Genomic DNA, 18,511 nt, shown 5'->3' with positions numbered 1-18,511 from the left:
CCTACTTGTTAACATAGTATTAATTTTCAAGCAATAAATTCTGACTTTGCAACGTGATTATATGGATGTTACCTGATATTTATTAAGGAAGTTTGGATCGTGAGCGTTTTTTTGGAGCTTTTTGATGTTGGCGTTGCTTGATGGCGGGTGTTTCCCCAATGTCGGGTGGCGCGGCTTCGCCACTTAACCAACCTACGTCCTTAATAATTAACGTAGGTTGGATAAGCCGGAGGCGTCATCCGACGATGTTGGTATTGGTCATTACCGGTTCAGGCTTTGCTTTATGTTGGATGGCGTTTGGTGTTGGAATGTTACCTAATTTATGGTGTTTTACCAATGTCGGGTGGCGTGGCTTCGCCACTTAACCGACCTACGTTCTTTTTGAATTGATACGACTGAGTGGATTCGAACCACCGACCCTTGGAGCGGGTGATTAAGAGTAGGTAGTGCTTTTTCTTGAGGTGTTTTTTTGAATTGGTACGACTGAGTGGATTCGAACCACCGACCCCTACCATGTCAAGGTAGTGCTCTAACCAACTGAGCTACAGTCGTACAATATGAAATTCTTAAACTTTGTTTGGTACGACTGAGTGGATTCGAACCACCGACTTCTGGACCGGGTGATCAAGAGTAGGTAGTGCTTTTTCCTTCAACGTACTTTAATTAAATCTTTAAAAATTTGGTACGACTGAGTGGATTCGAACCACCGACCCCTACCATGTCAAGGTAGTGCTCTAACCAACTGAGCTACAGTCGTACTGCATGTATTTAAGAATTGTTAATTGCTTAACAACGGTCGCTAATATATAGCGTGATGAGTGGTGAATCAAGCATGTTTATGGTTTTTAAGTTTATTTGCCGTTTTTTTATTCATATTGGACTGATTTCGCACGTTTTATAAAATTTTTGCCACCAGATAACATGCTCTTTTGCTGACGCTTTTAGCTGAGAGAGTAAGTTGTTAGAATTTGGGTCAAGTAGGGCATTTACCGCTTCACTACTCACTGCTTGATTAAACCATAGCTGCATATAAAGCGGCTGCAATGTTTCTAAATACCCGCTCAGCTGTGCTTGATAAGGCTGTATTTGTTTTAAATAATATTTATTAAATATATTACTGACAATTTTAGCCTGCTGATTGTTTTTCCCTTTAGGGCAAATATCTTCTACTACTAATGAATTTACAAACTGGGTTGCTGTATGATTTAAGCTAATTTGTTCTCGCGCAGCTTGAATAAGCTGTTGGTCAAATTTGTATCTGTTGAGCGGTTCAAGCGCTGACAAAATATCATCGCTGTTTATTGCCATACTCCCTTTAGTTTCTATTTGGTGTTTAATGGTCGTTAGCTTTTTAAGCGCCTCAACCGTGTCACTAAACCCAGCCGGTTGAGTGCTGAGTTCTTGGCCAGTAAGCTGCCAAGTGCTGCTCAGTTCAGGTTCACTATATAAAACATTATTAAAATAATGAGCGAGTTGAGTTTGTTTTTGGGTTTTTGCCGCTGCAATTTTACTGTGAACGTTGCTTTGTTTATCTAAGGTGTTTAAACAGTTTTGCGCGCTTTGAATAAAATCTATTTGGTACTTCAATTGGCTAGCAGCGGTGGCTGTTTTGCCTAATTGATTATTATGCTCGCTTATCAGAACGTTAAGTTTACATTGGCTAATACCAGCTAGTTCAGTTATGCCAATTTTAATGGCAGGTTGCAACGCTTCAACTGGCTCTACTAAGGCTAATTGTTGCAGTGGCTTTGTGTGTGGCTCAGGCGTTTGTAAGGTATTACTCAAGCGAGACAAATAGGTTTTATTTGCCTCACTGGGCTGCTCTGAGCAGCCCAAAAGCACCATACAACATGCCGCCAATAACCAATTAAGCGGCAGTTTGGTATAGATTGATTGTTTAAGTGAGAATAAATGGTTCACGTTTAAATCGCCTATGAACGGTCAGCATCAGTAGTATAGCTGCAACTGATAGGCCAACGATAATGCCTATCCAAAAACCATGCGGGCCCATTGCTGGCACTATCATGTCTGTTCTTGCTAATACGTAGCCTAAACTAAAGCCGATTAACCAATAAGAAATAAAAGTGATATACGAAATCGGCGCTGTGTGTTTTAAACCACGTAAAATACCGTTTGCAGCTACCTGTAATGCATCAGGAAGTTGGTAAATACAGGCTAAAATCATAATTGATGAAGCAAGCGCAAGTACCGCAGGGCTATCGCTATATAATTGGCTGATCACGTCACGCCCTATAAATGTAATAAAAGCGATAAACAACGCGACCATAGCCGCCATAATATAACTTGTCGATACCGCTACTTTTAATTGATCTAAATGATTTTGCCCAAATAAATTACCAATTCGTATGCTAATGGCAATTGAGAGGCTCAGAGGCATCATAAATAATAGTGCAGTCACACTGGCTGCAATTTGATGGCCAGACACAGCCACCGCACCCAAATGCGCAATAAACAGGGGAATACAGGCAAACAAGGTCACTTCAAAAAAAGTAGCGAGTGAAATAGGAATACCGAGTTTGGTAATAATACCAATGGTTTTAAAATTGGGTTTTTCAAAGCCAGTTAATAAGCCTTTGGCATCTATTTTTTTACTCAGCTGGCAATAAGTAACTTGCGCAATAGCCATTACAGTAAATACCAGTGCGGTGGCAATACCACAGCCAGCGCCCCCAAATGCGGGTAGACCAAATAAGCCCTTAATAAAAATATAATTGAGTGGGATATTTACCGCAAGTCCGAGTAGGCTGATATAAAACGCAGGCTTGGTCATCCCCATGCCTTCGGTCATATTTCTATACACGGTAAAAATTAAAAAACCAAATACACCCCATTTAACAAAATGAATGTAATCAAAAGCAAGTCCCGCAATCGCCGGGCTAGTATCAAGCTGTAAAATAACGGTGTTGGCAAGCTGGGCAGCACAAAAACCTGCAATACTCAAAAGGAGCGTTAAATAAAGCGCTTGCTGAAAATAATGGCTAATGCCGTTGCGGTCTTTAGCACCCGCAAATTGAGCAATGACTCCCGTTAGGGCTAATAGAATACCTTGTATTGCTAATAAAATTGGGTTCCATATTCCTGTAGCAATTGAGAGGGCAGCGAGATCGGTTGGACTCACTTGTCCGGCCATAATGGTATCAACCACTGACATTAATACTAAGGTCACTTGTGCTAAAAAAACGGGAAAGGCGAGGGAAAGTAAACGTTTAGCTTCCCAACTACAAAAAGTCATAAAAAACAGCTATTCAGAAAAACATGGGCGCATTGTAATCTATTGTGATTACTCTATCTATGTAGACAATCAGCGAATCTATTAAATTGCTGCATAAGCTTACTTTTGTTGCGAATAAAAGTGCTATTAAGTGAATTATTTTAGCGATTGATACGTTAAACTAGCACTTTGTTAGAAAGAGAAGCGATTTTTATGTTTACCGGTATTATTCAAACTCAAGCAACAGTAGTCTCTAGAACCCATACGCAGGGTGTATTACGTTTAGTCGTTTCTGTTAATGAGCAATACGTAAAGCATTTAGACTTAGGTGCTAGCATCGCTATAAATGGTTGCTGCTTGACGGTAGTTAAAGTAGAGCTTAGTAATCAAGATGTAGTGGCTCAAGTGCATTTTGATGTTATTGACGAAACTTTGCAGCTTACTAACCTTGGACAACTGGAATTGGGTAGTTTAGTCAATTACGAGCGTTCTGTGTCGTTTGGTACTGAGCTGGGTGGGCACATAGTCTCTGGTCATATTCATTGTACTGCCAAAATAGTGCAAATAGTTAAACTAGAAAATAACTACAAAATGCAGCTTAGCCTTCCAAAAAAATGGCAAAAATATGTTTTATACAAAGGGTTTGTATCTATTAATGGCGCCAGTTTAACGGTTGGCAATATTGATGAGCATGGCTTTTGGTTACACTTAATACCAGAAACACTCGATATTACTAATTTAGGTGCAGCCGTTGTAGGTGATGAATTTAATATAGAAGTTGATCAGCAAACATACACTATTATAAACACCGTCGAAAACTACATGCGCCAACATAGCTAAAATATTTGTTCGTCATCGCTGTCCACGTGTAACTCTAACTTATTACGTGCATAGTCTATATGCATATTTAAATGAATTAGATTACAGCAAGCACTGCATTCTTCATAGTAGTCTTGGTCGCCCATACTGGCATCAAGGTCTAAATGAATATGGTGTCCACAATGTGGGCAGGCGATACGTTGTGATAAAAAGTCTTTCATAACACCCCCTTAAAAATTAAGTTATTTTACCTAGATAGCACATAACGGCTTAATACTAAGTAGCTTGAACTCTGACTAAATGATTTACTCATATTGAGCTATCAACATTGATTTATTACAAATAAATTCAATGCAATTAGCCCTAAAAATAACGCTTGAATAGATTTATTTTTTAGAGTTCAAGTATAAGTATAGTGCTTATATTTTGTTTACTCATTTATTTAAGTTTAGTAGTTTTTCAACGTGTTCTTTAGCCTGATTTAAGTAATGGCCTGCATAAATATTGGCATGGTTTAAAATAGGGTAAAGCTGATAAATAAGCTTGCGATGTTGGTAATTCTGAGCGAGAGGGTAACGGTGATCATAAGCGCTATAAAATTCATCGGGTAATGGGGCAAAAAGCTCACTCATAGCAATATCGACCTCCCGATCACCGTAATAGCAGGCAGGGTCAAATAGGGTCGGAATATTATTTACAAATCCCATGTTTCCGCGCCAAAAGTCGCCATGTAATAACGAGGGCAAAACATGATGATTATGCAGTTGCTCTTTTACTAAATTTATCAGTTGTTCGGGGTCTGCCAGCACAATGTCTTTTTCAGCTAATAGCTGTAATTGCCAACCAATACGTTCTTCTGCAAAAAATACATCCCATTTTTTATGCCATTGATTTGGTTGAGGCGTAGAGCTTAAATAATTGTCTGTATCAAAACCAAACATCGCTTGCTCGTGTTTTTGATGTAACATGGCAAGGTGTTCACCCATCGTTGACCAATGCGTGTGGGGAAGGTCATCAAGTGTAAGCCACTCTAATACAATAAACGCATATTCTATATTGGCGCCAGTTGTAATGCAGTCGGGCACCATAAATATACTGTTTTGAGTGAGTTGTTTTAAGCCCTGTGCTTGTGCTTCAAAGCGATCGAGCTCATTCTTTTGCGCAATTTTAACTAAATAATTGTGCTTGCCATCACTTATATGGAAAAGCTTATCGGTTGATGTGTTTTGCAACTGACGTTTATGGGTGTGTTTAAAATCGTAATGGATAGCTTGGCTGATCTGTTGATTGATTGTTTTCCACATAACAATTGCTCACCTTTTAAACCTATAAATAAACTATGGCAAAAAGGGATTAAATAAACAAATTAATCGGTGTAAAATTAAGACTATCAATTTCTGATACAAATCACTGAAACGGAATAAAAATGAATAAAAGTTTTATCACTAACTTATTGGCAGCGTGTTGTGTTGTTATTGGTTTTGTATTTGATCAAGCCATTGTACTTTCGGTGGGCTTATTTGCACTCTCTGGTGCGGTTACAAACTTACTCGCTATTCATATGCTATTTGAAAAAGTCCCGTTTTTATATGGATCGGGGGTGATTGCGCTCAAGTTTGAAAGCTTTAAAGTAGCTATAAGAAATTTAATACTTACGGAGTTCTTTTCTGAGCATAAAATAGACAAGCTTCTAAGCAAGGCGCAGCCAACGATAGACTTTGAATCGGTAATTGATAAGGTAGATTTAAATCCCGCTTTCGATAATTTGTTAGTGGTGATAGAGCAATCACAATTTGGCAGCATGCTGGCAATGTTTGGCGGTACAGAAGCGGTAGAGCCAATGCGAGAAAAATTTATCGAAAAAATGCAATTATCACTGATGCAAATAAGCGGCACCGACGATTTTAAAATGCTACTAAGCGATATGCTTACTCAAGGAAATAACGCGGAAAGCTTACATAATACAGTACTCAAATTAGTGGATGAACGCCTAGATGAACTCACCCCTAAAATGGTAAAAGAAATAATTCAAACTATGATCCGCGAACACTTAGGCTGGCTCGTTGTATGGGGTGGGGTATTTGGTGGCTTGTTTGGTTTGTTGGCAGCGCTTATTTAATAATAAATACACGTTAAGCAGGTACTAAGCCCTGCTTAACGTGTTTGATTCGCGTAAATTGAACGTATTAAAACCGATTTCCTAGTTATAATTTGGGTTATTTAGATCCCGCCATAATAACCACCATCGGTTTATTTACCTTTGCCAAATCCCTTATTGATGTGCTGGTGGTAGCCTCAATATTGAAAAAGCGTGCAGATTTGTTTAAATCATAAAGCGCTACAAAATCATTCATTGATAAATCATTGCAGCGTAATTTTTTGCCAATTACATGCTTGTTGGTATGGAGCTCTTTAATTGTTTTGTGCAGTGTCAGTTGTTTGTTAGATGCAACGGCCATGCAAACTTGTGTACCGGGTGATGAATCAGCGGCAACAAAAGTGGTTGCCATTACAGGCGCTGTTAATGTTGCTGCGCCCAATAATACAGTTGAATATAGTGTTGCTTTGAAAGAAATCATAGTATTTTCCTCTTTGTTTATGTGCAACTTAAGTATTGTTTAATGTAGCCAGAATGTTGTTAATTGAATGGGGCAAGCTGTAAGAAGATGTGTATATAAATTATGCAATTTTGTAGGTGTATGAAAAGTTGTTCATAAGTAACCTGAACTATGGATAATAAATCTATCTCAAGCAGCTATTTTCAGCGCTAACTGCGTTGAATTTACTTGCAATAGGCCCGCTATTGACGCGAAAATTCGCCTTGTTTTCACTGTAAATTTCTAGCTGGAGAAAACGAACTAAATTATTAATATAATTCAATATGTTAGTAAATATCTTAACCAAAGTTCAGGTTAAGTAATTTATTTTTGACACACTTTAGCGTTTTCATACTGAAATATTTTTTCAGACTGTTATTATCGCGCCCTAAATTTGTGGCATTTTATATTTTTGGAGCGCAATTGTGAATAAAACGTTAGCCAGTTACTACCAGCAAGCTTATGCGTGTGAGCAACAGCATTTTAACCAATGTTTTTATTGCGGCTGTGAGGCAACAGAGCGCGATCATTGCCCACCATTGCACATGTTACAAAGTATTATTGATTTAGGCGAAGAAGCAGATTTTGTTGCTATTGCGGCTTGTTATGAATGCCATGCATTACTTCATAATGAACGCTTAATGACCATTGATGAGCGTTTTAGTAAGCTTAAAAAGAAACTATCAAATAAATACGCCAAGCCCTTACGTGTATACAACATGTGGGAAGAAAGCGAGCTTGGCGACATGAGCGATGAATTTGCGCACAGCATTCAAGCGGGCATGAAACTCGGTAAAGAAGCGGCTGAGCGACTCGCCTTTACAGGGTTTAGTTATGCCACTGAAGAAGCGCGCGTTACGGTGCGCGAAAAAACCAAAGAGTTTGATGTAGAAGGCAGCATATTTACCGACTTTAAAGAAGCGCTTAACTATTGCATTACTGTATTAAAAGTACAAAAAAGTGATTTTTATAAAATTTTAGTCGAGGATTATCAAGGCGATTTTAATAAGGCATTGAGCCAATACAGGCATCGTCATGATAAAGTCACCGCCGCAAAAGATGGTAATACATTAATTAAAGATTTTTCAAAATTACATAAGCAAAATTCGGATTTTGTAACCCGAACGGTTAAACACTTTATTAGTAAAGATCCATCGCTCACCACTGAAGGGGCACTGGATAAGCTTTATAACAATTATATAAAAAAATAATTACAGAAACTCACCTTAAATAACCGCCTTTTCACCTGTTTTTTTAGCTTTATGCGTTTGCTTTCGCTAAAGTAGTAAAAAAACAGGAGAACCTAAAAACATGCAAAAATTTGCTCCCTCATTGTTAGCTGTTGGTTTAGCAGCGGCTCTTGTTGGTTGCCAAGAAAGCGGCCCGCAAGATGCAAAAGTAACCATTAATAAAAACCCATACCCAAGTACTTATCAACCCGTTGCTACATCAAGCACATTAATTACCAATGCCACTGTATTAACGGGCACGGGTGAGCGTTTAGATGAAGCCGATGTATTACTTGTTGATGGTAAAGTACAGCAAGTTGGTAAAGATTTAACCGCTAACGCAGACACCACTATCGATGCGCAAGGCAAATGGGTAACACCAGGTATTATTGATGTTCACTCTCATTTAGGTGCTTATCCAAATCCGTCGGTTGAGTCTCACCAAGATGGCAACGAAATGACTAGCCCAAATACAGCAGAAGTATGGGTTGAGCATTCAATTTGGCCACAAGATCCAGGTTTTAATCGCGCACGTGAAGGCGGTATTACCTCGTTACAAATTTTACCAGGTTCAGCTAATTTATTTGGTGGACGTGGCGTTACCCTTAAAAATGTACCGGCTCACACCATGCAAGGGATGAAGTTTCCTGATGCACCATACGGTTTAAAAATGGCGTGTGGTGAAAACCCTAAACGCGTTTATGGCCGTAAAGGTGAATTACCGATGACACGTATGGGTAATATGGCAGGCTATCGCACAGCTTGGATTGGCGCTCAAGAGTACAAACGTGCTTGGGACAAATACGATGCTGATTACGCTGCGGGTAAAAACCCAGAAGCTCCACACCGCGATATTAAATACGATACCCTTCGCGGTGTTTTAGAAGGTGAGGTTCGTATTCACAATCACTGTTATAAAGCTGAAGAAATGGCGATGATGATCGACCTTTCTAAAGAGTTTAATTACCATGCGGGTACATTCCATCACGGTATTGAAGCCTATAAAATCGCAGATTTACTGGCTGAAAATGGCTCGTGTGCAGCACTTTGGCCAGACTGGTGGGGCTTTAAAATGGAAGCCTACGATATGGTACAAGAGAACGTAGCGATTGTTGATGCAGTTAAAAACTCATGTGCCGTTGTGCATTCAGACTCAGACACGACCATTCAGCGCTTAAACCAAGAAGCCGCAAAAGTAATGTACAGTGCAAACCAAAATGGTTTTGATATTTCTGAGCAGCATGCAATTAAGTGGATCACGGCTAATGCCGCTAAATCACTCGGCATTGAAGATAAAACAGGCTCACTTGAAGCAGGTAAACAAGCTGATGTGGTTATTTGGAATCAAAGCCCATTTAGCGTTTACGCAAAAGCAGAGCAAGTGTTTGTTGATGGCGCAAAAGTTTACGATAGAAACGATAGCGCATTCCAAGCACAAAGTGATTTTATGTTAGGTCAACAATAAGGAGCACCCAGAATGAAAAAATTATCACGTTCGTTTTCGCTTTCTCTGGTTGCTGCAGGGTTACTAGCATCGGGTGCGCTGAGCGCTCAATCTCTTGCTATAATTAATGCAACACTGCATACATCCTCAGATCAAGGCGTATTAGAGTCTGCCAGCATCGTAATGAATGATGGCAAAATTACTGCAATTAATCCTAGCGATGTTAGAGCAGATAAAATTATTGATGCCAAAGGTCAAATCGTGACCCCTGGTTTTATTGCCACTGTAAATCAACTTGGTTTAGTTGAAGTAGGTGCGGTTGCGGGCTCTCGCGATGCGGGAGAAGAAAAAGCAGGTATTGATTTTGATGCAAGCTTGGCATTTAACCCTCGTTCAAGCCTAATCCCTTATGCACGTAAAGGCGGTGTTACTCGCGATTTGATCACCCCGTACGGCGGTGACAGCATATTTGCAGGCCTTGCCAGTGTGGTGGATTTAAGCGGCAGCTTTGAAAGCGTACTTAAAAAACAAGCAGCGTTGGTTATTCATTTGGGTGAGCGAAGCAAAGGCTCTCGTGCATTTACGTTGCAAACACTGATCAATAAGTTAGATGAGCACCAAACCAAAGCAAGCAAAGAAGCTAAAAAAGACGATGCTAAGCCAAGTGCTGAAGATAAAATAATGGCTAAAGTACTAAAAGGCGATATGCCATTACTAATTAGTGTGTCGCGTGCATCGGATATTGTTGAACTTATAAAAGTGAAACAGCAGTTTGGGGTAAATATTGTTCTTAATGGTGCGCAAGATGCCGTTGTAGTTAAAGATCGTATCGCAAAAGCGGGTATTCCTGTGATCATCAGTGCAATGGATAACTTACCAGGCAGTTTTGATTCATTACATGCAAGCCTAAATAATGCCGGCATACTAGAAAAAGCAGGTGTTAAAGTACTTTTAACTGTGGGTGGCGATGCCAGTCATAATGTTTACCAGCTCCGCTATGATGCCGGTAATGCAGTGTCTTACGGTATGAGCCAGCAAGGCGCATTAAAAGCGATGACTTCAAATGTGGCTGATGTATTTGGTATTAATGCCGGTAGCTTAGAAGTGGGTAAAGCCGCTGATGTTGTAATGTGGAGTAACGACCCGTTTGAGCTGAGCAGCCACGTAAATAAAATGTTTATTAATGGGGTTGAGGTAAGTACTGAATCTCGCCAAGATAAACTGCGTGAGCGCTATACAACAGAATCAAACATGCCACGTGCATACACTAAATAAACTTGTTTAGTTGAATTTAAAGGCCGCATTAGCGGCCTTTTTTATGAACAGCTTTTACTTATACCAATCCGTAAAGTAAACCACTTAAATAAGCGAATTGGTATTAGGCACAAAAAAAAGGCGCTCTTTGGAGCGCCTTTTCATTCATTTAATGGATTTATACCAGTTTAGATAAAATCTCGTTAAATGTTGTGCTTGGGCGCATTGCTTTAAAAGCTGCATCGTCATTTGGCTGGAAGTATCCGCCAATGTCCATTGCTGGGCCCTGTGCATCGTTTAGCTCGCTAACAATTTGCTCTTTGTTAGTTTCAAGGTCGCTAGCAATTTGCGTAAACTGCGCTTTAAGCTCGCTGTCATCATTTTGCTTAGCAAGTTCTTGTGCCCAGAATAAAGATAAGAAGAAATGAGAACCACGGTTATCAATCTCTTTTACTTTACGTGAAGGCGACTTGTTTTCAGCTAAGAATGTGCCGGTAGCTTTATCAAGCGTATCTGCAAGTACTTGTGCTTTTTTGTTACCTGTTGTTGTGCTTAGGTGCTCAAGTGACGCAGCAAGTGCTAAGAATTCACCTAAAGAATCCCAACGTAAGTGGTTTTCTTTCTCAAATTGTTGAACGTGCTTAGGAGCAGAGCCACCCGCACCAGTTTCAAATAAACCACCGCCATTCATTAGTGGCACAATTGAAAGCATTTTAGCACTGGTACCCAATTCTAAAATTGGGAATAAATCTGTTAAGTAATCACGTAACACGTTACCCGTTACAGAAATTGTGTCTTTACCTTCTTTGATGCGTGCTAGTGAGAACAAGGTTGCATCCATTGGCGATAAAATTTGAATATCTAGGCCAGCAGTGTCGTGATCTGGCAGGTATTTATTTACTTTTTTGATTAGCTCAGCATCGTGTGCACGTTCTGCATCTAACCAGAAAATAGCCGGATTACCTGTTGCGCGAGCGCGGTTTACTGCAAGTTTAACCCAATCTTGAATAGGTGCATCTTTAACCTGACACATGCGCCAGATATCGCCTTTCTCAACACTGTGCTCAAGTAACGTATTACCGTTTGTGTCTACAACACGGATAGTACCGTCAGCTTTTGCTTCAAATGTTTTATCGTGTGAGCCGTACTCTTCTGCTTTTTGAGCCATAAGGCCAACGTTTGGTACGCTACCCATAGTCGTAGGATCAAATGCACCGTGCTCTTTACAAAAATCAATCGTTGCTTGGTAAACGCCAGAGTAACAACGATCTGGAATTACAAAGCTTGTGTCTTGTAATTTATCGTCTTTATTCCACATTTGACCGCTTGAACGAATTGCAGCAGGCATAGAGGCATCGATGATCACATTACTTGGTACGTGTAAGTTTGTAATACCGCGATGAGAATCTACCATTGCGATAGCAGGGCGGTCAGCGTAAACAGCTTGAATGTCAGCTTCAATTTCTTCGCGCTTAGCGTCATCTAAAGTTTGAATTTTAGAGTACACATCGCCTAAACCGTTATTTACATCAACACCTAGCTCTTCAAAAAGTGCACCGTGTTTTGCAAAAACGTCTTTGTAAAATACTTTTACAGCGTGACCAAAGATGATTGGATCAGATACTTTCATCATGGTCGCTTTCATATGAAGCGAAAATAACACGCCTTTTTCTTTAGCTGCATTAATTTCAGCTTCAAGGAATGCTTGTAATTTTGCAGCACTAATACGTGAAGCATCAATAACTTCACCAGCAAGTAGCGGTGTGCTTTGCTTAAGTACAGTGATATCGCCATTAGCCGCTACGTGTTCAATACGAACATCCGTTGCTTCATCAACAGTTAGTGACTGCTCTGAACCAAAGAAGTCACCTTCTTCCATGCTTGCAACATAAGACTGTGAATCTTTGCTCCATGCACCCATAGAATGTGGGTTATTACGTGCATATTCTTTTACTGAACTTGGTGCGCGACGGTCAGAGTTACCTTCACGAAGTACAGGGTTTACTGCACTGCCTTTAATTTTGTCATAGGCGGCTTGAATCGCTTTTTCTTCATCGTTTTTAGGTTCTACAGGGTATTCTGGAAGTGCATAACCTTTTTCTTGAAGCTCTTTAATTACAGCGCGAAGTTGTGGAACTGAGGCACTGATGTTCGGTAATTTAATGATATTAGCTTCTGGTGTTTTCGCCATTTCGCCAAGTTCTGCAAGTGCATCACCAATGCGTTGTTCTTCTGTTAGGTAATCCGGGAAGCTCGCAATAACACGACCAGCGAGTGAGATGTCGCGTGTTTCAACTTCAACACCTGCCGCATTTGTGTACGCTTGGATAATTGGTAACAACGAATACGTTGCTAATGCCGGAGCTTCGTCCGTTTTTGTATAGATAATTTTTGATGTCATCATCATTCCTAGATAGTAGGCCGCATTGGCCAAATTCAACAATGCAAAGAAATCATCGCCTAATACCTTATAAATAAAGTATTAATGTATGCAATGAGTAGTCTGTTAGGTGTTGGTACTCGTATAACCTAAACAAGGTAAGAATAATCACACCTGACGGACTAGTGTCTTTTATAACTAAAATTTATGTAAATCTAAACTAGCCATTAGGCTAAAGTAATTACGTTTTACAGGATAAAGAGTGTAACAAGCTTGGCTAAAAAGGGCTAGGATTACGCGCTAAACGCCAGCAGTTAAACATCTAATAGTGAAATTATTGGGGTAGATAAAATAAAATCAAGGAGTGGGGTTGAATTAACGAACAATGAAGCAATTAATATGGAAGTGGTTAGGGGGTTTAGGGAATTAAGCGAGGATCTAAATAGGTCGCTCGCTTTAGTCTCATATTTACAATCACTCTAAAATATCGCCGTTAGGGGCTATATTAGTAGCGTGTAGACCTTTAGGGCCTTGTTGTAATTCGAAGGTAACATCTTGACCAGCTTTAAGCGTCTTGTATCCGTCCATTACAATAGTTGAGTAATGAGCAAAAATGTCGTTCTCGCAACCGTCTTCTACGATGAAACCAAAACCTTTGGCGTTGTTGAACCATTTGACTTTACCACAAGCCATACTTCTACATCCTTCTATAAGTTGACTAATTTAGTTATCCTAAACTGTATTGTTTGCTAGACTGACTAAGGTTTAATCAATCACCATTTGACTGTAGTTTATTTAAGCAACCAGTCAAGTGTTTTGGGTTATTTTTTAACATTTTATTTATTTTTTTATTCAAGTTTGCTTGAGTTACAAAGACAAGACTATATTTAATTATGAGTGGTATGAAAGATTCTGGTGTTATCGACACCGTTCGCGATAGTGAAAAGCAAAAGTTGCAGCCACCGCGAAAATATAAAGTTGTGTTAAACAACGATGATTACACGCCGATGGATTTTGTAATTGAGATCTTGATGACGTTTTTTAATATGGATAGCGATAGAGCAACTGATGTGATGCTGCAAATACATCAGCAAGGTAAGGGCATTTGTGGTGTTTACAGCGCAGATGTAGCACATACCAAGGCTGAGCAAGTTAACCGCTACTCAAGGGATAACGAGCATCCACTGCTATGTAGTTGTGAGCAGGAATAAATACCACAAAGGTGAACTTTCATCTTTGAAGTGCGGTATAAAATTATTATCTCTGTAAGGGGTTGCCAATGCTAAATAAAGACTTAGAACTAACTTTGAACACCGCGTTTCGTGAAGCGCGCACACGTCGTCATGAGTTTATGACCGTAGAGCATCTTTTATTAGCTCTACTCGATAATCCATCAGCTGGAGAAGCGCTTAATGCGTGTGGTGTTGACATTTCTGGATTAAAAACAGAGTTACTTGAATTTATTGATGAAACCACACCGGTTATTCCTGATTTAGAAGAAGAACGCGAAACTCAACCAACGCTTGGTTTTCAGCGTGTATTACAGCGCGCGGTATTTCATGTGCAATCTTCGGGAAAAAATGAAGTGACTGGTGTAAATGTGCTGGTGGCTATTTTTTCTGAGCAAGAAAGCCAAGCAGTTTATTTACTTAAAAAGAATGATATTTCTCGCCTTGATATTGTTAATTTTATTTCTCATGGGATTGCCAAAGGTGACGACGAATTAGGCGATGATACTGACGATATACATGAAGAAGTGCAAGAAGTTGCCAGTGAAGAAGCGAGTAAGCTCGACAGCTTCACCACTAATCTCAACATACAAGCCAAAGAGGGCAACATTGACCCTCTAGTTGGTCGCGACAGCGAAGTAGAACGCACTGTACAGGTGTTGTGTCGTCGTAAAAAGAACAACCCATTACTGGTTGGTGAAGCTGGCGTGGGTAAAACCGCTATTGCTGAGGGTTTAGCGTATCGAATTGTTAACGAACAAGTGCCTGAAGTTATTGCTGATGCGGTTGTTTACTCATTAGATATGGGCGCTTTGCTTGCAGGTACTAAATACCGAGGCGATTTTGAGAAGCGCTTTAAAAGCTTATTAAAAGAGCTGCAAGCTAAACCAGGCTCTATTTTATTTATAGATGAAATTCATACCATTATCGGTGCAGGTGCTGCATCGGGTGGGGTAATGGATGCCTCAAACTTAATTAAACCGCTACTTTCTAGTGGACAATTGCGTTGTATGGGTTCTACCACCTATGGTGAGTACAAAAATATTTTTGAGAAAGACCGTGCCTTGGTACGTCGCTTTCAAAAAATTGATGTGCTTGAGCCCAGTGTGGAAGACACCACTAAAATTCTTAACGGCTTAAAAGAGCGTTATGAAGCACACCATGGTATTCGTTACACGCAAAAAGCGTTGAAGGCGGCAGCCGAGCTTAGCGCTAAGTACATTAACGAACGTCATCTGCCTGATAAAGCGATTGATGTTATTGATGAAGCGGGTGCAAGCCAACGCTTGTTACCTACCTCTAAACGTAAAAAAACGATTGGTGTTTCTGATATCGAGCTGATTGTGTCAAAAATGGCGCGTATCCCGCCACAAAATGTATCATCATCTGATAAAGAAACGCTGAAAAACTTAGACCGTAACTTAAAAATGTTAGTGTTTGGGCAAGATCAGTCTATTGATGCATTAACTTCTGCCATTCGTTTGTCGCGTTCAGGTTTAGCGAATGAGAACAAACCGGTTGGTTCGTTCTTATTTGCAGGCCCAACGGGGGTCGGTAAAACTGAGGTTACCAAGCAATTAGCTAAATGTATGGGCGTTGAGTTTATTCGTTTTGATATGTCTGAATATGTTGAGCGCCATGCGGTGAGCCGTTTAATTGGTGCGCCTCCGGGTTATGTTGGTTTTGAACAAGGCGGCTTACTAACAGAAGCGGTCATTAAAAATCCACACGCTGTTGTACTTTTGGATGAGATTGAAAAAGCCCATCCAGATATCTACAACATTTTATTGCAAGTTATGGATCACGGTACGCTAACTGATAATAATGGCCGTAAAGCCGACTTTAGAAACGTCGTAGTCGTGATGACCACTAATGCCGGCGTGCAAGAAACCACACGTAAGTCGATTGGCTTTAGTGAGCAAGACCATACGCACGATGCAATGGGTGAAATTAATAAAGTATTTTCACCAGAATTTAGAAACCGCTTAGATAACATTATTTGGTTTAATCACCTCGATAAAGAAGTTATTTTACAAGTGGTTGATAAGTTTGTTGTGGAGCTTCAAGCGCAACTAGACAAGAAATCAGTTAATCTTGAGCTGACGTCTAAAGCACGTGAATGGTTGGCTGACAAAGGCTATGACAAAGCAATGGGCGCACGCCCTATGGCACGTGTTATTCAGGAAGACCTTAAAAAGCAATTGGCAAACGAAATACTGTTTGGCGAGCTAATCTCTGGCGGTACAGTAAAAGTATCGGTTAAAGATAAAAAGCTGCGTTTTGATTACGAGAGTGACTTAACGCCAGCCTAACCTATAAAAGTTAGCAATTTAAAAAGCCTGCTTTATGCAGGCTTTTTTATTTGCCAAAGAAATAGACAACAAAAAACCCAGCAAAGGCTGGGTTTTTTGTTTATTAAATGTAATTACTGGCGAGTATCCATTAATTACATTTAATAAACGCTTAAAGCTAGTTTGCACTAGCCAAAAACTAAATCTCGTTTACGCACTTACTTAGCGAGCACGGAATACGATACGACCTTTCGATAAATCGTAAGGAGTCATTTCTACCGTTACTTTATCGCCGGTTAAAATACGGATATAGTTTTTGCGCATTTTACCTGAAATATGAGCCACAACTACGTGACCATTTTCTAGCTCAACTCGGAACATTGTATTTGGTAAAGTATCAAGGACTGTCCCTTGCATTTCGATTACGTCTTCTTTCGCCATGTTTAGCGTAACACCTCTTTAATAGTTAAACGCTGCAGATTTTGCCCAAAATACGCCAATAAGTAAAGGCGCAGGGGCTATTTTTGTAAATTAAATAGCCAGCCACTGGTCATTGCACTGTTTTTGAGCAGGTAAAAACTGCGTTTTATAGTTCATTTTGTCGCATTCATCTATTTGATAGCCTAAATAAACAAATTGTTTTTGTTGTAGTTTAGCAAATTTAAGTTGCTGTAATATCATTACAGTGCCTAAACTAAAGTGCTCATAGTCAGGGTCAAAAAATGTATAAATTGCCGAAATAGCGTTGTCCATACAATCAGTTACAGCAACAGCCACTAAGTTATCTTGATCCCAAAGCTCTATAAAAGTAATGGTTAACCAACTACAAAACAAAAAGCTTTGAAATTGTGATTTATCAGGTGGATACATACTACCGTCTTGGTGGCGCAAGCTAATGTATTTACTGTAAAGTGGATAGTATTGTTCCCGTTCAACTTGAGAATATTTTACCTCAAAGCGGTTTTTTGCTTTGTTAAGTTTACGTTTTTGCGATTTTGTCGGCATAAACTCATCAGCTAAAACGCGCACAGAACTACACGCGCTGCAAATAGGGCAGTGCGGACGGTAAATTTGGTTACCACTGCGACGAAAGCCCAATCCTAATAATGACTCAAACTTATTGCTGCTGTAACAACTTGGATCGAGTATGACCAACAGTTGCTCTTGGCGGTTAGGCAAATAACTGCATTCAAATGGTTGGCTTAGGCCAATACGAGCGGGAAGTTGTTCATTCATAAATCGCGATTAGCTCCTGTGGCTGCCACATACTGGCAGCTGGGGTGTAACACTGTGCTTTATTAAGTTTAGTTAAAAATTCTTCACGTGGAATAACGCTAGCACCTAACGACATTAAATAAGGATTTTCTAATTGGCAATCAATAAAATGCGCATTATGGCGTTTAAGCCAATTAACCAGCGCCCACATAGCCAGTTTGGAGCAATTTGTTTGATGATGAAACATTGATTCACCACAAAAAACACCGGTTTGCATGATGCCATATAAGCCACCTGCAAGCTCTCCCTCGCGCCAAACCTCTAAACTATGAGCAATTCCATGGTGATGGGCTTTTATGTACGCCTGTTGCATTTGCGGAGTGATCCAGGTGCCATCGGTATCAATACGTTGATCGCGACATGCTTCTATCACTTCTTCAAAGGCATGGTTTATGGTTACGGTGACCGGGTGCTTTTTTAAATGCTTACGTAGGCTTTTACTAACATGAAAGTCATTGAGCTCAACAATACCGCGCTCACTAGGCGACCACCACATAATTGGCTCGTGCTCACTAAACCACGGAAAAATACCTTGGCTGTAGGCATTTTTTAATCGCGCTACCGATAAGCATCCACCAATGGCAAGTAAACCATCGGGATCATCTAATGCATGGTTGGGATCAGGAAAAGCAAAGTGGCTTTGAGCGAGTTGATAGAGTTGTTTAGTCATAACACCGATTGAATAACTGCATGGTCAAGGTAAAGTGTAACCTGTTGCTTTAAAATCACAAACCACAAATTATTTTGTTGTCCATAGGGTT

General features: G+C 39.9%; 18 protein-coding genes and 2 tRNA genes. 8 read left to right on the top strand and 12 right to left on the bottom strand.

What is annotated here, in order from left to right; genetic code table 11:
* Positions 1-140 precede the first annotated feature (140 nt).
* A complete protein-coding gene (locus N523_RS19475; protein ID WP_155949128.1) occupies positions 141-365 on the top strand; it encodes a hypothetical protein in 225 nt (74 codons plus the stop codon).
* A 110-nt stretch (positions 366-475) separates the two neighbouring features.
* Here N523_RS19475 and N523_RS0107080 read toward each other — a convergent pair.
* The 4 genes from N523_RS0107080 to N523_RS0107065 all read right to left on the bottom strand — a co-directional run bounded on the left by N523_RS0107080 (position 476) and on the right by N523_RS0107065 (position 3,253).
* A tRNA-Val gene (locus N523_RS0107080) sits at positions 476-552 on the bottom strand.
* A 128-nt stretch (positions 553-680) separates the two neighbouring features.
* Positions 681-757: transfer RNA gene (locus N523_RS0107075), tRNA-Val, on the bottom strand.
* A gap of 113 nt (positions 758-870) precedes the next feature.
* Entirely contained in the window at positions 871-1,920 is a 1,050-nt protein-coding gene (locus N523_RS0107070) for a DUF3080 family protein (protein WP_028835883.1), read from the bottom strand.
* Positions 1,898-3,253, bottom strand: coding sequence for an MATE family efflux transporter (locus N523_RS0107065; protein ID WP_013464741.1), 1,356 nt, complete (start codon positions 3,251-3,253; stop codon positions 1,898-1,900). The genes N523_RS0107070 and N523_RS0107065 overlap by 23 nt, the downstream gene beginning before the upstream one ends.
* 192 nt (positions 3,254-3,445) lie before the next feature.
* Between N523_RS0107065 and N523_RS0107060 the strand changes: the two genes are divergently transcribed.
* Complete coding sequence (locus N523_RS0107060; protein WP_028835882.1) at positions 3,446-4,072, top strand: riboflavin synthase; 627 nt, start codon at positions 3,446-3,448, stop codon at positions 4,070-4,072.
* On the opposite strand, the gene N523_RS0107055 is transcribed toward N523_RS0107060, so the two are convergent.
* A complete protein-coding gene (locus N523_RS0107055) occupies positions 4,069-4,272 on the bottom strand; it encodes a CPXCG motif-containing cysteine-rich protein (RefSeq protein WP_008464077.1) in 204 nt (67 codons plus the stop codon). The two genes, N523_RS0107060 and N523_RS0107055, sit on opposite strands and share 4 nt — an antisense overlap.
* A gap of 213 nt (positions 4,273-4,485) precedes the next feature.
* Positions 4,486-5,355, bottom strand: coding sequence for a fructosamine kinase family protein (locus N523_RS0107050; protein ID WP_028835881.1), 870 nt, complete (start codon positions 5,353-5,355; stop codon positions 4,486-4,488).
* Between the two features lie 122 nt (positions 5,356-5,477).
* On the opposite strand from N523_RS0107050, the gene N523_RS0107045 reads away from it, so the two are divergent.
* Entirely contained in the window at positions 5,478-6,170 is a 693-nt protein-coding gene (locus tag N523_RS0107045; RefSeq protein ID WP_028835880.1) for a hypothetical protein, read from the top strand.
* Positions 6,171-6,267: 97 nt separating this feature from the next.
* On the opposite strand, the gene N523_RS0107040 is transcribed toward N523_RS0107045, so the two are convergent.
* The gene (locus N523_RS0107040; RefSeq protein ID WP_028835879.1) at positions 6,268-6,630 is read right to left on the bottom strand and encodes a DUF3718 domain-containing protein; all 363 of its coding nucleotides are present in this window, start codon (positions 6,628-6,630) and stop codon (positions 6,268-6,270) included.
* A gap of 443 nt (positions 6,631-7,073) precedes the next feature.
* On the opposite strand from N523_RS0107040, the gene N523_RS0107035 reads away from it, so the two are divergent.
* The 3 genes from N523_RS0107035 to N523_RS0107025 all read left to right on the top strand — a co-directional run bounded on the left by N523_RS0107035 (position 7,074) and on the right by N523_RS0107025 (position 10,596).
* Positions 7,074-7,859, top strand: a complete 786-nt coding sequence (locus N523_RS0107035; RefSeq protein WP_028835878.1) for a hypothetical protein — start codon at positions 7,074-7,076, stop codon at positions 7,857-7,859.
* Between the two features lie 100 nt (positions 7,860-7,959).
* Positions 7,960-9,342, top strand: coding sequence for an amidohydrolase (locus tag N523_RS0107030; RefSeq protein WP_016899875.1), 1,383 nt, complete (start codon positions 7,960-7,962; stop codon positions 9,340-9,342).
* Positions 9,343-9,354: 12 nt separating this feature from the next.
* Positions 9,355-10,596, top strand: a complete 1,242-nt coding sequence (locus N523_RS0107025; protein ID WP_028835877.1) for an amidohydrolase family protein — start codon at positions 9,355-9,357, stop codon at positions 10,594-10,596.
* Positions 10,597-10,753: 157 nt separating this feature from the next.
* Here the strand turns inward: N523_RS0107025 and N523_RS0107020 are convergent, their stop codons facing one another.
* Together N523_RS0107020 and cspD are read right to left on the bottom strand one after the other, a co-directional pair.
* Positions 10,754-12,976, bottom strand: a complete 2,223-nt coding sequence (locus N523_RS0107020; RefSeq protein ID WP_028835876.1) for an NADP-dependent isocitrate dehydrogenase — start codon at positions 12,974-12,976, stop codon at positions 10,754-10,756.
* A gap of 453 nt (positions 12,977-13,429) precedes the next feature.
* On the bottom strand, positions 13,430-13,648 hold the full coding sequence (gene cspD / locus N523_RS0107015) for a cold shock domain-containing protein CspD (RefSeq protein WP_013464751.1): 219 nt from the start codon (positions 13,646-13,648) through the stop codon (positions 13,430-13,432).
* A gap of 209 nt (positions 13,649-13,857) precedes the next feature.
* On the opposite strand from cspD, the gene clpS reads away from it, so the two are divergent.
* Both clpS and clpA read left to right on the top strand, forming a co-directional pair.
* Positions 13,858-14,166: an ATP-dependent Clp protease adapter ClpS gene (clpS, locus tag N523_RS0107010; RefSeq protein ID WP_008110102.1), complete on the top strand. Its 309-nt coding sequence runs from the start codon at positions 13,858-13,860 to the stop codon at positions 14,164-14,166.
* Positions 14,167-14,234: 68 nt separating this feature from the next.
* A complete protein-coding gene (gene clpA / locus N523_RS0107005; RefSeq protein WP_016899877.1) occupies positions 14,235-16,496 on the top strand; it encodes an ATP-dependent Clp protease ATP-binding subunit ClpA in 2,262 nt (753 codons plus the stop codon).
* A 201-nt stretch (positions 16,497-16,697) separates the two neighbouring features.
* Here the strand turns inward: clpA and infA are convergent, their stop codons facing one another.
* From infA to aat, 3 genes are all read right to left on the bottom strand, one after another.
* Complete coding sequence (gene infA, locus N523_RS0106995) at positions 16,698-16,916, bottom strand: translation initiation factor IF-1 (protein WP_002962494.1); 219 nt, start codon at positions 16,914-16,916, stop codon at positions 16,698-16,700.
* 90 nt (positions 16,917-17,006) lie between these two features.
* Positions 17,007-17,711, bottom strand: coding sequence for an arginyltransferase (locus N523_RS0106990; RefSeq protein WP_028835875.1), 705 nt, complete (start codon positions 17,709-17,711; stop codon positions 17,007-17,009).
* Complete coding sequence (aat, locus tag N523_RS0106985) at positions 17,704-18,420, bottom strand: leucyl/phenylalanyl-tRNA--protein transferase (protein ID WP_028835874.1); 717 nt, start codon at positions 18,418-18,420, stop codon at positions 17,704-17,706. Before aat ends, N523_RS0106990 begins: the two co-directional genes overlap by 8 nt.
* Between the last annotated feature and the right edge of the window lie 91 nt (positions 18,421-18,511).

This window comes from Pseudoalteromonas sp. 23_GOM-1509m (genome assembly GCF_000518425.1).
Classification (GTDB): domain Bacteria; phylum Pseudomonadota; class Gammaproteobacteria; order Enterobacterales; family Alteromonadaceae; genus Pseudoalteromonas; species Pseudoalteromonas tetraodonis.
The sequence above is the reverse complement of the archived record's forward strand: the minus strand, read 5'-3'. Positions and strand labels throughout refer to the sequence as shown.

Excerpts from the sequence above, each read along its gene's own strand:
- N523_RS19475 (WP_155949128.1), top strand. The coding sequence starts at position 141 with ATGGCGGGTGTTTCCCCAATGTCGGGTGGCGCGGCTTCGCCACTTAAC.
- N523_RS0107065 (WP_013464741.1), bottom strand. The coding sequence starts at position 3,253 with ATGACTTTTTGTAGTTGGGAAGCTAAACGTTTACTTTCCCTCGCCTTT.
- N523_RS0107060 (WP_028835882.1), top strand. The coding sequence starts at position 3,446 with ATGTTTACCGGTATTATTCAAACTCAAGCAACAGTAGTCTCTAGAACC.
- N523_RS0107055 (WP_008464077.1), bottom strand. The coding sequence starts at position 4,272 with ATGAAAGACTTTTTATCACAACGTATCGCCTGCCCACATTGTGGACAC.
- N523_RS0107050 (WP_028835881.1), bottom strand. The coding sequence starts at position 5,355 with ATGTGGAAAACAATCAATCAACAGATCAGCCAAGCTATCCATTACGAT.
- N523_RS0107045 (WP_028835880.1), top strand. The coding sequence starts at position 5,478 with ATGAATAAAAGTTTTATCACTAACTTATTGGCAGCGTGTTGTGTTGTT.
- N523_RS0107040 (WP_028835879.1), bottom strand. The coding sequence starts at position 6,630 with ATGATTTCTTTCAAAGCAACACTATATTCAACTGTATTATTGGGCGCA.
- N523_RS0107030 (WP_016899875.1), top strand. The coding sequence starts at position 7,960 with ATGCAAAAATTTGCTCCCTCATTGTTAGCTGTTGGTTTAGCAGCGGCT.
- N523_RS0107025 (WP_028835877.1), top strand. The coding sequence starts at position 9,355 with ATGAAAAAATTATCACGTTCGTTTTCGCTTTCTCTGGTTGCTGCAGGG.
- N523_RS0107020 (WP_028835876.1), bottom strand. The coding sequence starts at position 12,976 with ATGACATCAAAAATTATCTATACAAAAACGGACGAAGCTCCGGCATTA.
- cspD (WP_013464751.1), bottom strand. The coding sequence starts at position 13,648 with ATGGCTTGTGGTAAAGTCAAATGGTTCAACAACGCCAAAGGTTTTGGT.
- clpS (WP_008110102.1), top strand. The coding sequence starts at position 13,858 with ATGAAAGATTCTGGTGTTATCGACACCGTTCGCGATAGTGAAAAGCAA.
- clpA (WP_016899877.1), top strand. The coding sequence starts at position 14,235 with ATGCTAAATAAAGACTTAGAACTAACTTTGAACACCGCGTTTCGTGAA.
- infA (WP_002962494.1), bottom strand. The coding sequence starts at position 16,916 with ATGGCGAAAGAAGACGTAATCGAAATGCAAGGGACAGTCCTTGATACT.
- N523_RS0106990 (WP_028835875.1), bottom strand. The coding sequence starts at position 17,711 with ATGAATGAACAACTTCCCGCTCGTATTGGCCTAAGCCAACCATTTGAA.
- aat (WP_028835874.1), bottom strand. The coding sequence starts at position 18,420 with ATGACTAAACAACTCTATCAACTCGCTCAAAGCCACTTTGCTTTTCCT.